This is a genomic window from Streptomyces sp. A1277, assembly GCF_004795015.1.
In the GTDB taxonomy this organism is placed as follows: Bacteria; Actinomycetota; Actinomycetes; order Streptomycetales; family Streptomycetaceae; genus Streptomyces.
Map to the genome: position 1 here is coordinate 116484 of NZ_SSBI01000007.1, position 16864 is coordinate 133347.

At 70.9% G+C, this 16864-nt stretch carries 18 protein-coding genes and 1 pseudogene; 6 read left to right on the top strand and 13 right to left on the bottom strand.

Annotated features, from left to right (window positions below; translation table 11 throughout):
* Nucleotides 1-135 precede the first annotated feature (135 nt).
* Nucleotides 136-699, top strand: a complete 564-nt coding sequence (locus E6R18_RS07235; RefSeq protein ID WP_136316003.1) for a hypothetical protein — start codon at nt 136-138, stop codon at nt 697-699.
* 59 nt (nt 700-758) lie between these two features.
* Here the strand turns inward: E6R18_RS07235 and E6R18_RS07240 are convergent, their stop codons facing one another.
* Both E6R18_RS07240 and E6R18_RS07245 read right to left on the bottom strand, forming a co-directional pair.
* A complete protein-coding gene (locus E6R18_RS07240; protein WP_136316004.1) occupies nt 759-1169 on the bottom strand; it encodes a hypothetical protein in 411 nt (136 codons plus the stop codon).
* Between the two features lie 261 nt (nt 1170-1430).
* Nucleotides 1431-2291: an AarF/UbiB family protein gene (locus E6R18_RS07245; RefSeq protein WP_346764976.1), complete on the bottom strand. Its 861-nt coding sequence runs from the start codon at nt 2289-2291 to the stop codon at nt 1431-1433.
* 516 nt (nt 2292-2807) lie between these two features.
* On the opposite strand from E6R18_RS07245, the gene E6R18_RS07250 reads away from it, so the two are divergent.
* Together E6R18_RS07250 and E6R18_RS07255 are read left to right on the top strand one after the other, a co-directional pair.
* Nucleotides 2808-3152, top strand: coding sequence for a hypothetical protein (locus E6R18_RS07250; RefSeq protein ID WP_136316006.1), 345 nt, complete (start codon nt 2808-2810; stop codon nt 3150-3152).
* Nucleotides 3153-3163: 11 nt separating this feature from the next.
* A complete protein-coding gene (locus tag E6R18_RS07255) occupies nt 3164-3601 on the top strand; it encodes a glutaredoxin domain-containing protein (RefSeq protein ID WP_206308234.1) in 438 nt (145 codons plus the stop codon).
* A gap of 186 nt (nt 3602-3787) precedes the next feature.
* On the opposite strand, the gene E6R18_RS07260 is transcribed toward E6R18_RS07255, so the two are convergent.
* The 8 genes from E6R18_RS07260 to E6R18_RS33970 all read right to left on the bottom strand — a co-directional run bounded on the left by E6R18_RS07260 (nt 3788) and on the right by E6R18_RS33970 (nt 11610).
* On the bottom strand, nt 3788-4711 hold the full coding sequence (locus tag E6R18_RS07260) for an NAD-dependent protein deacetylase (RefSeq protein WP_136316008.1): 924 nt from the start codon (nt 4709-4711) through the stop codon (nt 3788-3790).
* 37 nt (nt 4712-4748) lie between these two features.
* Nucleotides 4749-7352 carry a rifamycin-inactivating phosphotransferase gene (gene rph / locus E6R18_RS07265; RefSeq protein ID WP_136316009.1) on the bottom strand — a complete coding sequence of 868 codons (2604 nt, stop codon included), beginning with the start codon at nt 7350-7352 and terminating at the stop codon, nt 4749-4751.
* Nucleotides 7353-7647: 295 nt separating this feature from the next.
* Entirely contained in the window at nt 7648-8685 is a 1038-nt protein-coding gene (locus E6R18_RS07270) for an adenylate/guanylate cyclase domain-containing protein (RefSeq protein WP_136316010.1), read from the bottom strand.
* Nucleotides 8682-9131 (bottom strand): universal stress protein, encoded by a 450-nt coding sequence (locus tag E6R18_RS07275; RefSeq protein WP_136316011.1) that lies wholly within the window; start codon nt 9129-9131, stop codon nt 8682-8684. The genes E6R18_RS07270 and E6R18_RS07275 overlap by 4 nt, the downstream gene beginning before the upstream one ends.
* Nucleotides 9132-9157: 26 nt before the next feature.
* Nucleotides 9158-9463 (bottom strand): hypothetical protein, encoded by a 306-nt coding sequence (locus tag E6R18_RS07280; protein WP_136316012.1) that lies wholly within the window; start codon nt 9461-9463, stop codon nt 9158-9160.
* Nucleotides 9464-9766: 303 nt separating this feature from the next.
* Nucleotides 9767-10177: a Rid family hydrolase gene (locus E6R18_RS07285; protein WP_136316013.1), complete on the bottom strand. Its 411-nt coding sequence runs from the start codon at nt 10175-10177 to the stop codon at nt 9767-9769.
* Between the two features lie 168 nt (nt 10178-10345).
* On the bottom strand, nt 10346-11320 hold the full coding sequence (locus E6R18_RS34715; RefSeq protein WP_240799625.1) for an ATP-binding protein: 975 nt from the start codon (nt 11318-11320) through the stop codon (nt 10346-10348).
* A gap of 131 nt (nt 11321-11451) precedes the next feature.
* Nucleotides 11452-11610 carry a hypothetical protein gene (locus tag E6R18_RS33970; protein WP_168712287.1) on the bottom strand — a complete coding sequence of 53 codons (159 nt, stop codon included), beginning with the start codon at nt 11608-11610 and terminating at the stop codon, nt 11452-11454.
* Nucleotides 11611-11747: 137 nt separating this feature from the next.
* Here E6R18_RS33970 and E6R18_RS07300 point away from each other — a divergent pair, with 137 nt between their 5' ends.
* A complete protein-coding gene (locus tag E6R18_RS07300; RefSeq protein WP_136316014.1) occupies nt 11748-11945 on the top strand; it encodes a hypothetical protein in 198 nt (65 codons plus the stop codon).
* Nucleotides 11946-12023: 78 nt separating this feature from the next.
* On the opposite strand, the gene E6R18_RS07305 is transcribed toward E6R18_RS07300, so the two are convergent.
* A complete protein-coding gene (locus E6R18_RS07305) occupies nt 12024-12305 on the bottom strand; it encodes a hypothetical protein (RefSeq protein WP_240799626.1) in 282 nt (93 codons plus the stop codon).
* Between the two features lie 451 nt (nt 12306-12756).
* Entirely contained in the window at nt 12757-14106 is a 1350-nt protein-coding gene (locus E6R18_RS07310) for a HEAT repeat domain-containing protein (protein ID WP_136316015.1), read from the bottom strand.
* A gap of 350 nt (nt 14107-14456) precedes the next feature.
* Between E6R18_RS07310 and E6R18_RS07315 the strand changes: the two are divergent.
* Together E6R18_RS07315 and E6R18_RS07320 are read left to right on the top strand one after the other, a co-directional pair.
* Nucleotides 14457-14828 (top strand): annotated as a pseudogene (locus E6R18_RS07315) (MFS transporter); the annotation flags it as partial.
* 309 nt (nt 14829-15137) lie between these two features.
* A complete protein-coding gene (locus tag E6R18_RS07320) occupies nt 15138-16175 on the top strand; it encodes an ABC transporter permease (protein WP_136316060.1) in 1038 nt (345 codons plus the stop codon).
* Nucleotides 16176-16208: 33 nt separating this feature from the next.
* Here E6R18_RS07320 and E6R18_RS07325 read toward each other — a convergent pair whose 3' ends face one another.
* Nucleotides 16209-16829 (bottom strand): hypothetical protein, encoded by a 621-nt coding sequence (locus E6R18_RS07325; RefSeq protein ID WP_136316016.1) that lies wholly within the window; start codon nt 16827-16829, stop codon nt 16209-16211.
* Between the last annotated feature and the right edge of the window lie 35 nt (nt 16830-16864).

A 16864-nucleotide genomic window follows, 5' to 3' on the forward strand; every position in this document is an offset into this window, starting at 1 on the left:
ACACAGTGCCACACCTCCCGGCCCCGGCAGCAGAGGCCCACGAACACGGAATTGTTCGCCGGCCGCCCGTCCCGGAGAGATGATGCGGCGGAAGGAATTGTCTGCGTGCCGCGCTAGCCGACCGGGGGGTCCCCAGTGAGTCCGATCGACCAGATACTTCCGCTCGCGGGCGTCGCCCTCGGAGCCGCCATGTCGTTCCTGGTGAGCAGCGCGACCGAACGTACGAGGTGGCGCAGACAGCAAGCCGTCCGCTGGGACGAACGCCGCCTCACGGCCTATGCCGAGTACGCCCACGCCGTCAAGGAGTTGGCGGCGCGCTACCAGATGATCGCTGCCGCCCGGGGACTGACCTCGGGCCCCATCCCGCTGGAGCCGACCCCCGAAGTGCTGTCGGAGGTCAGCCAGTTGGAGTCCAGACGCTCCGCCCTGTCGGAGACGCTCGGGCTGCTCGGTGACACCGAGGCGAACACCGCGTCCAAGTCGCTGGACCACTGCTTGTGGCGGTTGGAGTCCCTGGCCCGGGGCGTCACCATGGAGGCCCGACACGACTGGGACCAGGCATACCTGGAGTTTCGGAACGCGCGGAACCGCTACATCGAGCGCGCACGGGCGAGCCTCGGTGTCACCGGGGCCGTCGCCCGGGACGTGGCCTGGCCCGCCGCATGGCGTCCCGCCGCGCGGTCGTCCTCCTCCCCGTGAGGACGACGTACACGCGTCCCGCCGCCCGGACGACGCGGCCGGCTCCTCCCGCCCCGCTGTCAGGCGATCAGCTGTACGACCAGCGCCAGGAGCAGGAGCGCGCCGACCACGACCCCCGTGATCTGCCAGGTCCGCTTCCGGGTCGGGAGCGTCATGACGTGCGGCTGCCCGGCCGTGGGGAACACGAAGTAGATCCTGTGCGGGTGCTCGGGCACGGTGACCCGGGCCATCCGCGTGTACCGGGCGTCCGTGTGACGTGCGATCTCCAGGCCACGCGGCTGAAGCAGCGCCTTCAGGCTCGCACCGAACTCCTCCACGAGGTAGTCGCGCAGAAGGTCCCTGCCGGTGAGACCGGTCCAGCTCCCGTGCTCGCGCACCTGCTGCCGCGCCGGGTACGGGACGCCGTATTCGGGCAACCGGACCTTGAGCGTCTTGGGCTTCCGGGTGATGACGTCCTCGGTCCACGTCACGGTCCTGCCGGTGCCAGCGCAGCGCCCGTGCCATACGGTGCCGTCCCCGCCACAGTCCGGACAGCCCCTGATCCCGGTCGCCCGACAGGTGGTGCAGCGCACGCTGCCACTGCCCTGGCAGGCGGCGCAGGCAGCAGCGTGCGCACCGCACTCCCGGCACAGGACGCGGCCCGCTAACTGGTGCGACTCGAAACCGGGCTGGTGCCTGGTACGGGAGCCGGTCCTGTGCGAGGCGCCGCCGTACTGCAAGGCGCTGCGGGCTCACCCCTCCGCAGGGGGTGTGGAGTGCCTGCCGCGCATGAGGCCGCTCATCTGGTCGGTCACCGAGCCGATTCCGAGCATCACTTCCAGGGCGGTCCGGGCCACCTTTTCCTTCGAGACGGTCTCGGCCGCCAGGGACAGCATGACGTGCTGCATTTCCGCCTTGAACACCTCGATGAGGGAGAGTCCCGGTGCCAGACAGCGCACCGACCCCTCGACATTGGCGAATGCCTTGCCGAGGACGGCGACCGTGGGACTGGTCCGGATCCCCCGCTTGGTGGAGCACGTCAGAACGCGGGTGAGGGTCAGGCCGAAGTTGAGTTCTTCGAGGGGGGCGTCGGCGATCTGCGGCACCAGGACCGCCATGTCGGAGGCGAAGGCACCGAGCTTCGCCCACGGTGTGGCATGCCCCAGCTCCACCCACGCCTTGGCCAGGCCGTGACCGTCGTTCTGGGCCAGCGACAGGAGGATCAGCATGAGCAGCATGCCCGTTCGCCGGTCGGTGCGCCCCACCATGCCCCAGTCGATCGGGGCGGCCTTCTCCCCGGGCGCGACGAAGACGTTCCCGGGATGGAGATCGGCGTGGAAGAAGCGGTGGACGAAGAAGCCGCGAAACACGAACGCCAGCAGATCCTCCCCGATGCCCAGCCGTTCGTGCGTGGAGAAGGCGTCCCGGTCGGCGTGGCGGATGGACGGCCCGGGGCCAGGCTCTGAATCAGAACCCGCGGGGTGGCGACGAAGACCTCCGGCACCGCGAGGTGTTTGAAGGAAACGGCGAGCTCGGGCGGCTCGCCTCATGTTGCGTGCCTCTGCGGGGAGGACAGCAGTCTCATGGCGAGGTACCTCGCCCAAGGAGGGCATGTGCCCGTGCGCGTAATTCCCGACCTGCCAGCACCCCCCCCCGACAGCCACGCCCGGTGGGCTGCGGCGAAACGGTGGAACTGAACCGTGGTGCCCAGGGAGCGGAAGCGGCCCGCGATGTCCTGCAACGGCGGGATGAAGCGCTCGCCGTCGGCGCGGTCCGCGGCGCCTCAAGAGCTCGTCGCACACGCCCGGCCACCGCGTTGAACTCGGCGGACCGCCTGCTCAGTGGTCCGTCGTCGCATCGGGCGTCATCGAAGGCGAATCCCCAGTACACCCACAGCGCCGTGGCCGGGAGGCGGTCGTCGTCCGCTCCGGAGCGAACCGTCCGTAGAAATCGACACTCCGCGAAGCGGCGATCCGCCGGTACTCGTCGTCGGTCGCGCTCATACCGCACGTGCGGATCCATTCCAGAGCCCCCCGCTCGATCGACAGGGCGTGGGGATGGGAGCGGGACCCACCCGATCCGGCCGCCGTGCACCCCCGCCCCTCGCCCTGCGCTACCTTCCCGAAGATATGGACGACGAGGCCGACGCACCCTTCATCGACCCGGGTTCGGACTACCCGTGCTGCTGGTTCTGCCCCGCACTGCGTCTTCCGCGCACCGGCTTCCTCGTCGCGGACCGGCCCAGCAGGGACTGGCCGTTCGACGCGGCGGACGGCTTCCGGTACACCGTCGACACCCGGACCCCGGTCTGCGTACACCCCGGCCGCGTCGGCCTGGACCCGGAGCGCACGGCCCGGATCTACGTGGACCCTCCGCTGCCGGACCCCGAGGAGAGCGACCCGGCGCCGACCGGACGGCGCCGCCGATGGTGGCGGCTGAGGCCCGGCCCGAAGAGCGTGTCGGGACGGCGGTAGCCTGCGTCTTCATGATGCGTGCCTGGCTGCTGCCGATACTGGTCTTCGTCTGCGGTGCAGGCGCCGCGACCGGGCTGTTCCGCAGGGAACACCTCGCCGAAGGCGTCACCATCGTGCTCGCCTTCACCCTGCTCGCGTACCTGAACTCGCCCCTGATCTTCCCGAAGTCGATCGGCGCGTTGGAGGCACAGCACCGCAGCGCGCTCGACGGCCGCCCGATCGTCTTCTGGCGTCCGGGCTGCGCGTACTGCATGCGCCTGCGCATCCGGCTTCGCCCCCGCGCCCGCCAACTGCACTGGGTCAATATCTGGAGCGACCCGGAAGCAGCTGCGCTGGTGCGGACGGCCAACGACGGCAACGAAACGGTCCCCACCGTCTTCGTGGCGGGCACACCGCACACCAACCCGGACCCGGCCTGGGTACGCGAGCAGCTCGCCCACTCCACGTGACGCGACTGAAGCACCGCAACCCGAACGAGGCGGGCTCGGGCTCCGCACAGCGCACGCGCACCGGCCGCGAAGCAGCGCACGCGCACCGGCCGCGAAGAGCGCACGCGCACCGGCCGCGAAGAGCGCACGCGCACCGGCCGCGAAGCCGTGACAAGGGCATCCGAGCCCGCGGCTCACCGCCCGCCGTCAGGCTCCCATCGCCCGGTCCCGACGGGCCGCCTCCGCATCCTCGACGGCGACGCCCAGCCGGTCGCAGACCGTACTGAGAGCCGGCCCGAGCGGCAGCGAGATCCGCGTGACGGCTTGCGGGTCGCCCCGGGTCGGCTCCCGGTTGACGATGAGCACCGGTTTTCCGGTCCCCGCGGCCTGCCGGACGAACCGGAGCCCCGACATCACCGTCAGCGAGGAGCCCAGGACCAGGAGCGACGTCGCCCCACGGATCAGCTCGCGGCAGTGCTCGACCCGCGCCGGGGGCACGGCTTCGCCGAAGAACACCACGTCCGGCTTGAGGACGCCGCCGCAGACCGCGCACGGCACCACCCGGAAGTCACCGACCTGCTCGTCGGTGAGATCGGCGTCGCCGTCCGGATTGACCGCGGCGGCCACCGGCTCGAACCCCGGATTGGCCTCCTCCAGCCGCCGCGCGACCTCCCGGCGCGAGACGAACGTGCCGCAGGAAAGGCAGACCACCCGGTCCAGGCCCCCGTGCAGCTCCACGACGTCCTCGCTGCCGGCGGCCTGGTGCAGACCGTCGACGTTCTGGGTGATCACCCCCGAGAGCAGACCGCTGCGCCCGAACGCGGCCACCGCCCGGTGACCGGCGTTCGGGCGTGCGCGCCGGAAGGTCCTCCAGCCGAGGTGACTGCGCGCCCAGTATCGGCGCCGGGCCTGAGCACCGCCGGTGAAGTCCTGGTACGTCATCGGAGTGTGCCGGCTCAGGCTCCCGCCCTCGCCCCGGTAGTCGGGGATGCCGGACTCCGTCGAGATGCCCGCTCCGCTCAGCACCAGCACACCGCCGCCCCGGAGTGCTTCGACCACGGGGGCCGGATCCGTGGTGGCCGGTGGCAGGCTGTCGGTGGGAGTCCAGCTCAGAGTGGGGCGCATGCGCATGGCTCCAGGGTACGGAACGGGCCCCGCCACCCCGAGGTCACGACAGGAGCTCGACGTACCCGTCGGTTCCGTGCACGCGAATGCGCTGCCCGTCCCGGATCAGCCGGGTGGCACGCTCCACACCCACCACGGCCGGCAGACCGTACTCCCGGGCGATCACCGCACCATGCGTCATCAGGCCGCCCACCTCCGTCACCAGCCCCGTGATGCCGACGAACAGCGGCGACCAGCTCGGGTCCGTGAACGTCGTGACCAGGATGTCGCCCGCTTCGAGCTCCGCCTGCGCCACATCGAGGATGACGCGCGCCCTCCCCTCAGCGGTCCCGGCGGAAACGGGCAGGCCGGTCAGCGCACCGGCAGGCACGTCGTCCCGCTGCCGGTATGCCCCGTTGACGGCGTCGCCCTCCGACGTCAGCACCCGCGGCGGGGTGAGCGCGCGGTACGCCCGGAACGCCTCCCTGCGCCGCTGGACGAGCCGCTCATCCACCGCGTTCGCGCGCACGACGTCCCGGAACTCCTCGAAGGTGAGCGAGAAGACATCCTCCTTCTCGGCCAGCACGCCGTCCCGGACCAGCCGCTCGGCCTCCCGCATCAGGGCCTGCTTGTAGAGGAAATAGCGGCCGACGATGCCGTACTTCGGATACTCGCGGTACCCGATGAAGGTGCGGACCCGGTCGATCATCCGCTTGGTCTCCTCGGCCTTCCGGTCCCCGTCCGGCAGAGCCCGCAAGCGTGACAGCACGTCCCGCTCCTTCGCCAGCGCCCGCTGCCGCCCCTCCTCGAAGCGCCGCCCGGCGGCACCCGGCTCGAAGATCCGCACATTGTCGAGGATCACGGGCACCAGCGCGGTGGGGCGCTCACGCCAGCGCGGCCTCGTGATGTCGATCTCGCCGACACACCGCATGCCGAACCGGTCCAGGTAGGCATCGATGGCGTCACGCGCCTCCGCCCCGCCCGCGACCTTCGCCAGCCCGTCCAGGAAGCCCTCGTCCTCCCCGACGCTCCGCAGATACGCCACCACCTCCGGATGCGGACGCACCGCATCCGCGACGTCGAGCAGCGCGAGACCCATCTCGGAGGTCACATTGCCGGGCGCGGACAGCGTGAGCGTGTCGGCCACGTTCTTCTCGCCCAGCCACTCCTGCAGCCTGTCGTTCAGCCACCACGTGGCCTCCATTCCCGCCATGATCGCCTGCATGCTCAGCGGATCACTGAGGACCCGCTTGTGCTCGGCGAAGGCATCCAGCAGGAAGTCGAACAGCGCGGACCCGGACTTCTCCCGGATGTCCCGTTCCAGCGCGGCAATGGAATCCTCGCTGCGCCGGATCAGCTCGCGGACGACGGCAGGATCGGTCCCGATCGGCGCCGGCGCGCCGCCCGGCGGAGGCCCACCGGGCCCCTCGTCCGGGAGCGACGGTACGAAGCCGAAGCGGTCGAGGACCGTTTCCAGGGCATCCCTCACCAACGGATCGCCCTTCCCCATGGCATCGAGGAGGCCGGCGCGGCTCGCCGGCGAGGCCAGGCGTCGCGTGACGTCGACGAACAGCCTCTCGCCCGCCTCATGCATGGGCACCATGGCGGTCAGCTGCCACATGGACAGCCCCAGCGGCATCATGGCGTCGGTCATCATCTGCTGATGACCGACGGACACGTAGACGTGGTTCTCCCGGTCATCGGCGTCGGGGATGGGAAACAACGTCGTGACCGGCCGGCTCTGCACGATCCGGAACCCGTCGCCGACCAGGCACCATTCGATGTCCTGCGGACTGCCGAAGTGCCCTTCGATCCGCCGCCCGAGCTGCACGAGCCGCACGACCTGCTCATCCGTCAGCGCGGGCTGCTCCCGCTGCCCCGCGTCGATCGGCACCTCCTGCGTCCCGCCATCCGGCAGAGCCTGCACGGCACACTGCTTGGCGGCGATCGACTTGTCGATGATCTCGTCGCCGCGCACCTTGAAGACGTCCGGGTTCACCAGACCGGACACCAGGGCCTCGCCCAGTCCGAAACCGGCGTCCACGGTGGCGACCCTCCGGTTGCCCGTGACGGGGTCGGCCGTGAACAGAATCCCGGACGCCTGGGGGAACACCACGTGCTGCACGACCACGGCCATGTGAACCGTGCGGTGGTCGACGCCGTTGCGCTGCCGGTACGCCACGGCCCGCTCGGTGAACAGCGAGGCCCAGCACCGGCTGACGTGCCGCAGGACCGCCTCCGGCCCGATGACGTTCAGATACGTGTCCTGCTGGCCGGCGAAGGACGCCGTCGGCAGATCCTCCGCCGTCGCGCTGGACCGTACGGCGTAAGCGGCCCGCTCCCCGTGCCGGTTCAGCGCACCCGTGACGGCCGCCGCGAGATCGCCCGGCAGCGCAATGCCCTCGACGGTCCGGCGGATCTCCGCGCTGAGCGTACGGATCGCCTCCCGGTCGTCCGCGTCCACACCCGACAGCCGATCAAGCTGCGCACCGACGGCCGGCGCCCCGGCCACGACCTGCCGAAACGCCTCCGTGGTCACGCAGAAGCCGTCCGGCACGCGGACTCCCTCGATCCGCGACAGCGCACCCAGATGCGCACCTTTGCCGCCGACGACCGCGATCTGCGTCTCGCCGGCCTCCTGAAGGTTCCACACATACCGCGCACTCATCGCGAGACCCCCGAGCCGTCCGTGCCTCGTCGCAGTGCGCCTGCCGGCCGAACAGCGGCCGGCTCCCGCCCCTGCACTGCCGGTCCCACCATTGCTCGCACGTAGTGCCTCGTTTCCGCAGGTTGTGGCCTTGGCCGACGATTGTGCGCCGCGACCCGGGCCTTGCCGCAAGCCCCCCGGTGCGCTATAAGTTAAGAACGGCAGGGAGAGCGTTCTCCCTGCCTTTGCTCTTGCCGTCGTACACCGTGCCGTCCAGGCCGTATGCGTTCGGCGCGCAACCAGGCGCCTCCTCGGGCTACGAAGCCGACCTGGCCGCCCGGAGGAGCACCGGCCGCAGTCGGCTGTAGCCGCGCACGGACACCGGCCGGAGCGGCCGCAGCGCATAGCCCGCCATCCCCGCCAGCTCGCCCGCGAATGCGGTGTTGACCAGTACGGAGGCGGGCCGGGCCACCGCGGTGAGACGGGCCGCGATGTTCACCGCCGACCCGTAGACATCACCGAAGCGGCCGATGACGGCGCCGTGGGCCAGCCCCGTACGCACCTGCGGCAAGCCCGGGTCGGCGCCGGCGCGGGCGGTGAGCTCGAGAGCGATATCGGCGGCCTCGGCCGCCGACTCGCACACGAACAGCACCTCGTCGCCGATCGTCTTCACCACCTGCCCGAGCCCCTCGGCCACCACGTCACCGGTCATGCTCTCGAACCGGTCGAGAACCCGCACGAGCTCGGCGCCGTCCAGCCCACGGCTCATCCGGGTGTACCCCACCATGTCGGTGAAGCCCACCGCTCTGTCACGTACATGCGCGCCACCACCGGGCGCACCCGTCGCACCCGGCGCGGAACCGTCCTCCGGGCCCTCGGCGAGCACGTGTCCGGCATGCGCCACGAGGTGCCGCCGCCACACGTACCGCTGCACCATCTCGATCTCCGGCAGCAGCGCCGCCATGTGATCCAGCAGGGTGCCCTGACCGGGGGACAGCTCCCCGTCGCCACCCACCCAGTCACGCAGGGTGTGCACCTGCCAGTCCGCGAGCCGGGAGAGATGGTGCCCGAGCGCGCGGGCCATCATCGTCTCGCTCTCCTCGGTGATCAGCCCGGCCGCGACCAGGCGTTCACCGGCGCGCAGGGCCTCGACATCGGCGTCGGTGAACACCCTCGCGTCCTCATCGACGGCCGGGAAACCGAGCGCCCGCCAGACGTGCACGGCATGCTCCAACTCCACCCCGGCCCGCTCGGCGACCTCCCTCCGCGTCCACACACGCCCCCCGCCCAGCAGGACTTCCTCGACGGACCGCAGCGCCCCGCCCTCCGGCTCCCCGGGTCTCGTGGCGCTCACGTGGTGTGCACGATCAGCACATCGAGGCCGGCCCTCCTGGCGACATCCGCCGGTACGGACCCGAGGAGCCGCCCGGCCAGCGAGCGCAGGCCGCGGTTCCCGACGACCAGCAGATCGGCCGAGCACTCGCGGGCAGTCCGCACGAGCGCCGGGACCGGGTCCCCCTCCACAGCGACCGAGCGCACATCGACCGCGCCCTGGAGACGAGCCCGGTCCTTGGCGGTTCTCAAGGTCTCCTCAGCGGGCGCCGACCCCACGACCTGATAGGCGTCAGCGCCTAACTGGTCTTTCGCGAGGGCGAGTTCGGGGCCGCGCATAGGGGCGTAGGCGCAGGTGACCACAAGCTCAGCCCCGCACACCGCGGCGAGCCGTGCAGCGGCCTCGACCGCCGCGAACGACGATGCGGATCCGTCCGTGCCGACCAGCAGGGTCCGATAGGCAGCCAAGGCAAACTCCTTACTCCGAAGTAAACTTACTTCAGGGTAAGGTAGAACGTCGCCGGGACCTGAGCAAGGGCGGGTCGGCCCTCCGAAGCGAGGTGATCACCCGTAGAGCGCACGAGCCCCGGACTGTCGCCCTTGAAGCGCTGCCCCGCGGCGATCTCATCGCCGACCACCGACCAGACGGCCTCGTCGCCCCGGAAGGGAAATAGATCAACGCTGCTCACCGCGGGACAGACGCGTTCGACCTCGCCGTCCAGCCGCTCGAAGTCGGCTTCCTCGACATCGCCGCCGCCGGAGGTGAACTCGTCGAGCAGGCCCTGCAAGTGGACAGCCACCTGCACGGTCCCCGCCGAAGATACCGGCGAGGCCGCTGCGGGTGATGTCGAAAAGCATGGTGCGAACTCCGGAGTCGGAGCGCGGGGGAGGGGCACCCAGGTGCCGGGCTCTCGACCGGTCGTGCGCGAGTCGCCTGCGGCGAAACCGAGCATCCACGCGGTGCAACGGTACGAGGCATGAGGCGCCGAACAACGGACGGGCCCGGGGCGCCGGCCACGCTGCCAGCTTGCACTCGCGCCCGGCGGGGCGGACGGGCGGCCGGTGCCTCCGGGGGAGGAACAACGCGATGAGGCGGACGCGTATCACGTATCGAGTACGGCGGCGACGGCCTCGATCTCGACGAGCTGGTCGTTGTAGCCCAGCACGGTGACGCCCAGCAAAGTACTGGGGACATCGTGATCGCCAAACGAGTCCCGGACCACCTCCCAGGCCGTCACCAAGTCCTCCCGCCGGGTCGACGCCACGAGAACCCTCGTGCTGATGACGTCTCGGAGAGACGCGCCGGCGGCAGCAAGAGCCGTCTGCATGTTCTCGACGGCTTTCCGCGCCTGCCCGGCGTAGTCCCCGACCGCGGCCGTCGAACCGTCGTCGTTCAGCGGGCACGCCCCGGCGAGGAAGACCAGACGGGCCTCGGCCGGCGCTGTGGCCGCGTAGGCGTACTCGGCCACGTCGGAGAGGGAGGTGGAGCGAATCAGGGTGACGGCACGAACCATGGTCGTCGGGTCCTTTCCCACCGGGCGTTGAACCATCGAGTACTGAGCCCGGACATCCTGCCAGCGGCGCCTCGTGACCGCCTTCGTATTTCTCCGCCCTGACAGCCACGAGAGTGCGGTCCTTCTGCGTGGACCGGGACCAGCACGACGACTTGAAGCTGTTCTTCTTCAATGGCGGTCCCGACGACGGAAACACGTACGTGATGACGCGCGGCGCAGGGGTCCTAGCCGTTGGTTGTGCGTGCCTTCCGGATGCGTCGGGCGAAGGAGAAGCGCGCGGCGGCTTCGGCGGGCGTGGTCCCTTGGCGGCGCCCGGGCACATCGTGGACACCCGGTGGCGCCCTCGGATCGGAGCTGGTCGGGACTCGCGTCTCGAGACGCCATGGCGGCGTAGGCACGGACGTCCGCGGCAGTGAGGTCGGCGCGGTCTCGCTCGGTGTACTGCTGGAGGAGATCGGTGACGCCCGGGGTGAACCGCAGCACGGTCACCGGGGCGTTGAAGCGCCTGGCGATGGCGATGGCGATGAGTCGTGCGCGTGCCTGCGGCGTGACGTTCGTCGACTCGGCGACTGTGCTGAGGCCCGCGGCGAGTCGGGTAACGATCCTGAGGTCACGTTCCTCGAAGATCCGTGCGTCCGCCGCGTCGGATTCCGCTTCCATGGGTGAGGTGCCGAAGAGTTCCGTGCGGATCTCGTCGCTGGACACCACGGCCTCTGCAGCGAGCCGCCCGCGCGCGATCAGTGCCTCAACGAAGCTGGTCTTGCCCGAGGCCGGCGGGCCTACGAGGACGACGAGTCCTGCCGGCACGTGGATGGCCGACGCGAGAGGACTGAGGTAGAGGTCGCCTGCGTAGCCGAGGGCTTCCTCCGGGCGGCCGGCCGGCAGTCCGCTGGGCAGGACGGAGTCCCGGTAGCTGTCGTTGTCGGCCAAGGGGAGGGCGAAGCCCCAGGTGTGCAGTACGCCGGTAAAGCGCAGGCGGCACAGCGGCAGGCTCTCCGCGCCGGGCAACTCGGCGGCCACGTAGGCAAATCCGGAACGGAAGCGGACCGTGATGGCGTCCACGTGGGGCCAGCATGCGCGGGCGTGGCGGTTCAGACGCCGGCGCAGCTCATTGCGCATCGATTCGGGTGGGTTCTTCGGCATGCGCCCGTCCTGAAGGGTGCGGCGCCGATCGGCAGCGGGCGCCCGAGGTGTGCGCCCTCTGCGAGACCCGCGACCACCCTCGGCCATAACCCGCATCGCTTGCACCTTTGTCCCGTCGGGCCCATGACCCGCTAGCTGAAGTGATGTTGTGCCCAGCCGGAGACTCTGCTCAGCCGGTTGGCGGCTTTGACGGGGTCGCCAGTTCGGGTGGGCCGGCCCACTTCGAAGTCGTGGCCGGTCAGGCAGCCTTCCTCCTCGACGATGCGAGCGATGCGGTAGGCCAGTTCCATGATCTCCAACGCTGCCGGCCCCGCGTGGCGGTCGGCGATCTCGCGTGCTCGACCCTTCCACGTCCAGCGGGGGACGGAGCTCTTCGCCGGAGACCTCGCGGGTCCGTCCTGACCTCAGCGTTTCCTACACTCGTGGGATGAACAACCTCAGGTGCACCCATTGCGGGACCGTCGGCCTGGCCGATGGCTTTATCGAGGACGCAGGCGACCACTCGCGCGGATACGCACGCTGGATCGACGGTGCGTTGGAGCGGGGGATCTTCGGGCTGGAGGGGTGCCGCCTCGCGCTCGCCCCCGCTCGTCGCGGCAGCGATGCTCAGGCGTCGATCGCCTGATCCTCGCCGGCACGGCTTCCTCCGCTGCGCGCGCTTCTGCGGAGCCGGGAGGACCGCCTCGGTGGCCGGCGGACATGGTCAGCCAACGCTCACCCAGGTCGCGACAGCCAGAGTGAGTGGAACCGGACACGCCACCACGCTGAGCAACAGCCCGCGCTTGGCGGGAGCCATGCGACGCACCGCCGGCACAAAGGCGAGCGCGGCGAGCAGCGCGGCACCGCCGGCCACGCACGCCGCGTACACCGCGAGAAATCCGCCGACCGCCTCCCCCGACGCCGCGCTCCACACCGCGATCATGCCGACCAGGAAGGTCAGCCACGCCACGGACAGCGCCGTGGCAGCGCCGAGCAGGACGGTCACCAGGACGAGTCCCGGGCGGGGCGCGGCGGCCGACGGGATGGGCGCCCACGGGACGCAGGGCTTCGCATGGGTCCGAGTATTCATGGGCCCGATGGTCTCCGGCAGCCGCCGGGCCCTTCATGAGCCGCCCTACTCAACCGAGCGCGTCGATCGTACTCAGGCTTGTGAGGCACCCTGCTGCCGCCGAGCACCCAGGGTGCCCGCTGTCTCGGGCGTGCGCGCCCATCGAGTTGCCCATGACTAACGTGGTGCTGGGCGGTCCTGGCCCCTCGTTCGCAACCCGCGGGCCGTATACCGGTGGCCACGCGCGGCCTCGGCCTCGCCCTCACGGCAGGCTCGCGGTGACCGACTGTCTGCGTAACGGCCGAGTGGTGGCAAGGGTGTTCCGTTCCGGTCGGTTAAGAGGTCCAGGACGGGGCCTCCCGGCTCGCGCGTCAGCCAGAGACGGCCGTCATGCGAAATCCGTCCTGTTCCGCTCCCACTGCCACGTCCACAGCGCGCCGGCCCGGTGGTCATGTTGGAAACCCTCACCCAGGTCGCCCACCCGCTCGATCCCCTCCGCGGTCCGGGGATCGTCGCGCAGAGCGAGACCGTAGGCCGCTTCCAGCCGCGTCAACTGATCCTCCTCATCGAGCAGGCCCGCCAGGGTGTCCGCGACGGCCGCTGAGCGGTCCGACGAGATTGCCAGTTGTTCGGCTGCCGCGTGCCGTGCAAGGGGGTCGCAATCCGTGGCCAGTGCGAGCAGGGCCCGGGTGATGTCCGGCAGCAGTTCGCTGTCCCTGCCGCCCACTCTGCACGCCACCGCCCGCACCCCCGCGTCCGGATCGTGGACGAGCGTGGCCAGAGCGGCGCGGGAGGCGGGGGAGGTGATGACCAGCTCATCGACCAGGGCGTACGGCACCTCACGGCGCACGCGCGGGTCGGGATGGGTGCAGAGCCGGAGACCGACGGACTCCAGACGGGGGTGCTCGTGCTCGGTGTACGTGTCGAGGACTTTCGCGAGCACTCCGCCATCGGTCTCCTCCAGCGCCCAGACGGCCAGGAGATCGCCGGATTCCGCCGAACGAAAGGGAATGTCGCCGATGGCCGATTCCAGGAGCCAGAGGTAGAGCGCCACGAAACGGCGGTGCTCCGGGGCGGCGTGGGACCGGTGGGCCACCACGGCCGACCAGGTCTCCGGGCTACGGCGCCGGCTGAGGGTCCAGCAGGCCGTCCACCAGTCCACGTGATCCTCGTCGGTCCGGACCGCGCGGTCGATGATCTCGTCCACCGGCGTCGGCACACGGAAGTCCCCCTCCAGCGCGGTCAGGACCGCGCCGTGCCCGGCCCGCACGGTGATACCCCCCAGCGACACCTGATCGACGTAGTCGTACCCGTCGTCCGACACCCGTACGGACACAGCCGGACCGGAGGCACCCGTCCTGCGCCGCAGCTCCTCCTCCGCTCCGTTCGCGTACCACGTCCGGGCCGAAGAGAGCAGCCGGTCACGGGTCGGTCCCGAGAGCCGCGGAGCCGCATCGGTGGCCAGCATCGCCACGACCACGTCCGGGGAACCACCGTCGACGGCGCGCTCCAGCGGCGTACTGCCGTCCGGCTGGGCCAGATCGGGATCCGCGCCGCCCTCCACCAGAGCGCTGACGACCGCCGTGTCGTACGCCGCGACCGCCGCGCACAGCACCGAAACCCCGTCCACATCCGACGTGTTCGGATCGGCACCGCTCTCCAGCAGGCCCCGCACCGCATCCGCGTCGCCGCGCCCGACCGCCGCCGACAGCCGGTCCTCAAGACCATCGCGGTCCATGTATCGCCCCCTCGATCACGTGCCCGGCCGGTGGGGCCGCGCACGGGCGGGCACCGTACGGAAAGCCGCAGGCAGGCATCGTGCCACGAGCATGGTCGTGGGTGCACTTTCCGCCCGGGGCGGCCGATGAGGCGGGCAGTGCGGAGACATCCCGGAACGCCCACGCCCAGGTGTGTTCCGCGCAGCGTTCGAGCCGGGCCGCGCGACAGACCAGCAAGGCGTGCGACCGGACGCCCGGCGCCGAAACCCCGCGGTCATGGTCGGCTTCACCGCCATGACCAACCTCGCCGGCCTCCGCCCTGGTCCCGTCCGCCGTGCCGCCCGATCGGCTTGAACACACCAACGCGTGGATGGTGGGCGCCGAGACCGTGGGACCGGTGAACCGGCTCCTCGCTGTGCGCAGGGCGATCTTCGCCGATCTGATCGGCACCATCGCGTTGGTGGCTCTGCCGGCGCTGACCGCCAGTCTCTGGGCAGTGGCCGCCAGTCTCTGGGCAGTGGCCGCCGGCGCCTTCCTCGGCGGGATGGGCGGCATACTCTGGTCGGTCAACGCGCGCACCCTGACCCAGCGCAGGGTGCCGGACGAGATGCTGGGCCGCCACGGTGCGGCGGCCCGGCTCTTCAACTTCGGCGCCACGCCCCTGGGGGCCGCCCTGCTGGGCCTGCTGGCCGAACTGGGCGGCATGCGAGCCGCGTTCGGCCTCTTCGCGGCAGCCACTGCGGTCACACCGGCGCTGCTCTTCAAGAGCGTTCCCCGCACCGCTGCGGGGCCCGCCAGCGACTTGGCGCCGGCTCCGTGCGGTCGGGTACGAGCCGCGCGGAGCGGGGAAGAGGCACGGTTCCCCGGCCCGAGGGCGCCGTTGCGCCAAATGGGGCAGGCGTGGCGCCACGCACGCGTGTTCCCTCGGTGGGGCGTTGGGCGAGGCCGAGGATGTGAACGGTATGGGCCACCGGTCACTCACAGCTGAGAGCGGGAACGTCACGTGGCGGATGCAAGGGGCTCCTCAACGAAGGTCGACGCCTGGACGGAGATGCGCGACGCGATCACGACCCGGGCCGTGCTCATCATGGTGGGAGTGCTGTTGCTCCAGCTGGGCTTCGCCTTGTCGTACATGGGGGCGTTCCACTCTCCCAAGCCGCACCGGATCCCGATCGCAGTGGTCGCGCCGCAGGCGGTGGAGGCGGACCTGGTGGCCCGGCTCAACGCACTGCCCGGCGACCCGTTGCACGTGACCTCTGTCCCGGACCGGGCACGAGCCCGGGCACGGCTCCTGGAACGAAAGAGCGACGCCGCCCTGATCGTGGAGGCGACCGGCCGCACCGACACCTTGCTGGTGGCCTCGGCGGGTGGGCCATCGGCGGCGGACGCCGCTGCGAAGGTCGTGCAGGCCGTCGAACGCACGCAGAACCGCGCCCTGGTCGTCCGTGACATCCGCTCGCCCGCCGCAGGTGACTCGCGAGGGCTCTCGTCCTTCTACCTGGTGCTCAGCTGGACGATCGGCGGCTACCTCGCCGCATCGGCGTTGAACATGGCGGCCGGATCCAAGCGTCCCACGCTCCGGCGCTCCCTCGTGCGGCTCGCGGCGATGGTGCCCTACGCCTTCGTTTCCGGGATCGGGGGCGCGATCATCGTGGGACCCGTGCTGCACTGTCTGCCGGGCGCGTTCTGGGAGCTCGTCGGTATCGGCACGCTGGTCGTGTTCGCCTCCGGTGCCGTGGGGGTGGCCCTGCAGTCGCTGGCCGGCACGATCGGTCTGGGCCTCACCATCCTCATCTTCACCATTCTCGGCAACCCCAGCTCGGGCGGGGTCTACCCGGCGTCGCTGCTGCCACCGTTCTGGGCCGCGATCGGCCAAGCCCTGCCGCCCGGGGCCGGGACCACGGTCGTGCGCAACACCGTCTACTTCGACGGCAACAACACCACCGGCGCGCTGTGGATCCTCGGCGCCTGGGCCTTCGCCGGGATCGTTGTGGCGCTCCTGTCCGCCGCCCTGCGCGACCGGCGGGCTCACCCGCACGCGAAGGCAGCGGCCGGAGCCGGGCCCGGGTCTCAGCCCGACGCGGGCTGAGACCCGGGCGGCGGGCTCGCCCCGTCCTCGGGTTCAGGAGCGGAAGCCGATGACGCCGAAACCCGGCATCGCCCTCGCGCGCCGCATCCAGCCGAGGCACTGCGCGACGGCTTCCGCGACTTCCGGCTCCTGCGACGGGGTCCGGCCCGACGCGGCGAGCTCGCGCGTGGTGGCCTCGTACTGCTCCAGAGCCTGGGCGATGCGGTCGGGTATCCACTCGCCGCAGCCCGGTGTGAAGCTGTACGGCAACGGGGCCGGCGGGCCGCCGTGGCTGAACGACTCCACGGACACGGCGGTGATACCCAGCTCGCCGAGCCCCTGATCGACCATCGACAGCCAGTCGCCCCGGTGCGGTGTGAAGCAGTCGTTGGGGAGGACCGCGCCGACGAATGAGCACAGCCGCTTGTAGGCGTAGCCGTACTGGAAGGCGTGATTCCGGTCCTCGCTGAACGGCCCGCCGTGAATGACCGCGCGCAGCGCCGCTTCCCCCGTGGGGGCGCCCTGCCCGATCTCGTGGCCGTGATAGTCGTCGTCGCGGGCCAGGTCGTCCGCGAACTCGGCCCGTATCACCCCCAGCAACTGGTCGTCGCGGCATCCGACCAGGGCACGCGTGGTCGATACATCCAGCAGGTAGAGGCTCAGGGCAGAACTCATGGAACCGAACCTATGGGACGCCACTGACAATGCCG

What these genes read in the sequence shown, in the direction of transcription:
- E6R18_RS07245 (WP_346764976.1), bottom strand. Translation starts at nt 2,291, where the DNA reads ATGCCCTCCTTGGGCGAGGTACCTCGCCATGAGACTGCTGTCCTCCCC.
- E6R18_RS07250 (WP_136316006.1), top strand. Translation starts at nt 2,808, where the DNA reads ATGGACGACGAGGCCGACGCACCCTTCATCGACCCGGGTTCGGACTAC.
- E6R18_RS07255 (WP_206308234.1), top strand. Translation starts at nt 3,164, where the DNA reads ATGATGCGTGCCTGGCTGCTGCCGATACTGGTCTTCGTCTGCGGTGCA.
- E6R18_RS07260 (WP_136316008.1), bottom strand. Translation starts at nt 4,711, where the DNA reads ATGCGCATGCGCCCCACTCTGAGCTGGACTCCCACCGACAGCCTGCCA.
- rph (WP_136316009.1), bottom strand. Translation starts at nt 7,352, where the DNA reads ATGAGTGCGCGGTATGTGTGGAACCTTCAGGAGGCCGGCGAGACGCAG.
- E6R18_RS07285 (WP_136316013.1), bottom strand. Translation starts at nt 10,177, where the DNA reads ATGGTTCGTGCCGTCACCCTGATTCGCTCCACCTCCCTCTCCGACGTG.
- E6R18_RS34715 (WP_240799625.1), bottom strand. Translation starts at nt 11,320, where the DNA reads ATGCCGAAGAACCCACCCGAATCGATGCGCAATGAGCTGCGCCGGCGT.
- E6R18_RS33970 (WP_168712287.1), bottom strand. Translation starts at nt 11,610, where the DNA reads ATGGAACTGGCCTACCGCATCGCTCGCATCGTCGAGGAGGAAGGCTGC.
- E6R18_RS07300 (WP_136316014.1), top strand. Translation starts at nt 11,748, where the DNA reads ATGAACAACCTCAGGTGCACCCATTGCGGGACCGTCGGCCTGGCCGAT.
- E6R18_RS07310 (WP_136316015.1), bottom strand. Translation starts at nt 14,106, where the DNA reads ATGGACCGCGATGGTCTTGAGGACCGGCTGTCGGCGGCGGTCGGGCGC.
- E6R18_RS07320 (WP_136316060.1), top strand. Translation starts at nt 15,138, where the DNA reads ATGCGCGACGCGATCACGACCCGGGCCGTGCTCATCATGGTGGGAGTG.
- E6R18_RS07325 (WP_136316016.1), bottom strand. Translation starts at nt 16,829, where the DNA reads ATGAGTTCTGCCCTGAGCCTCTACCTGCTGGATGTATCGACCACGCGT.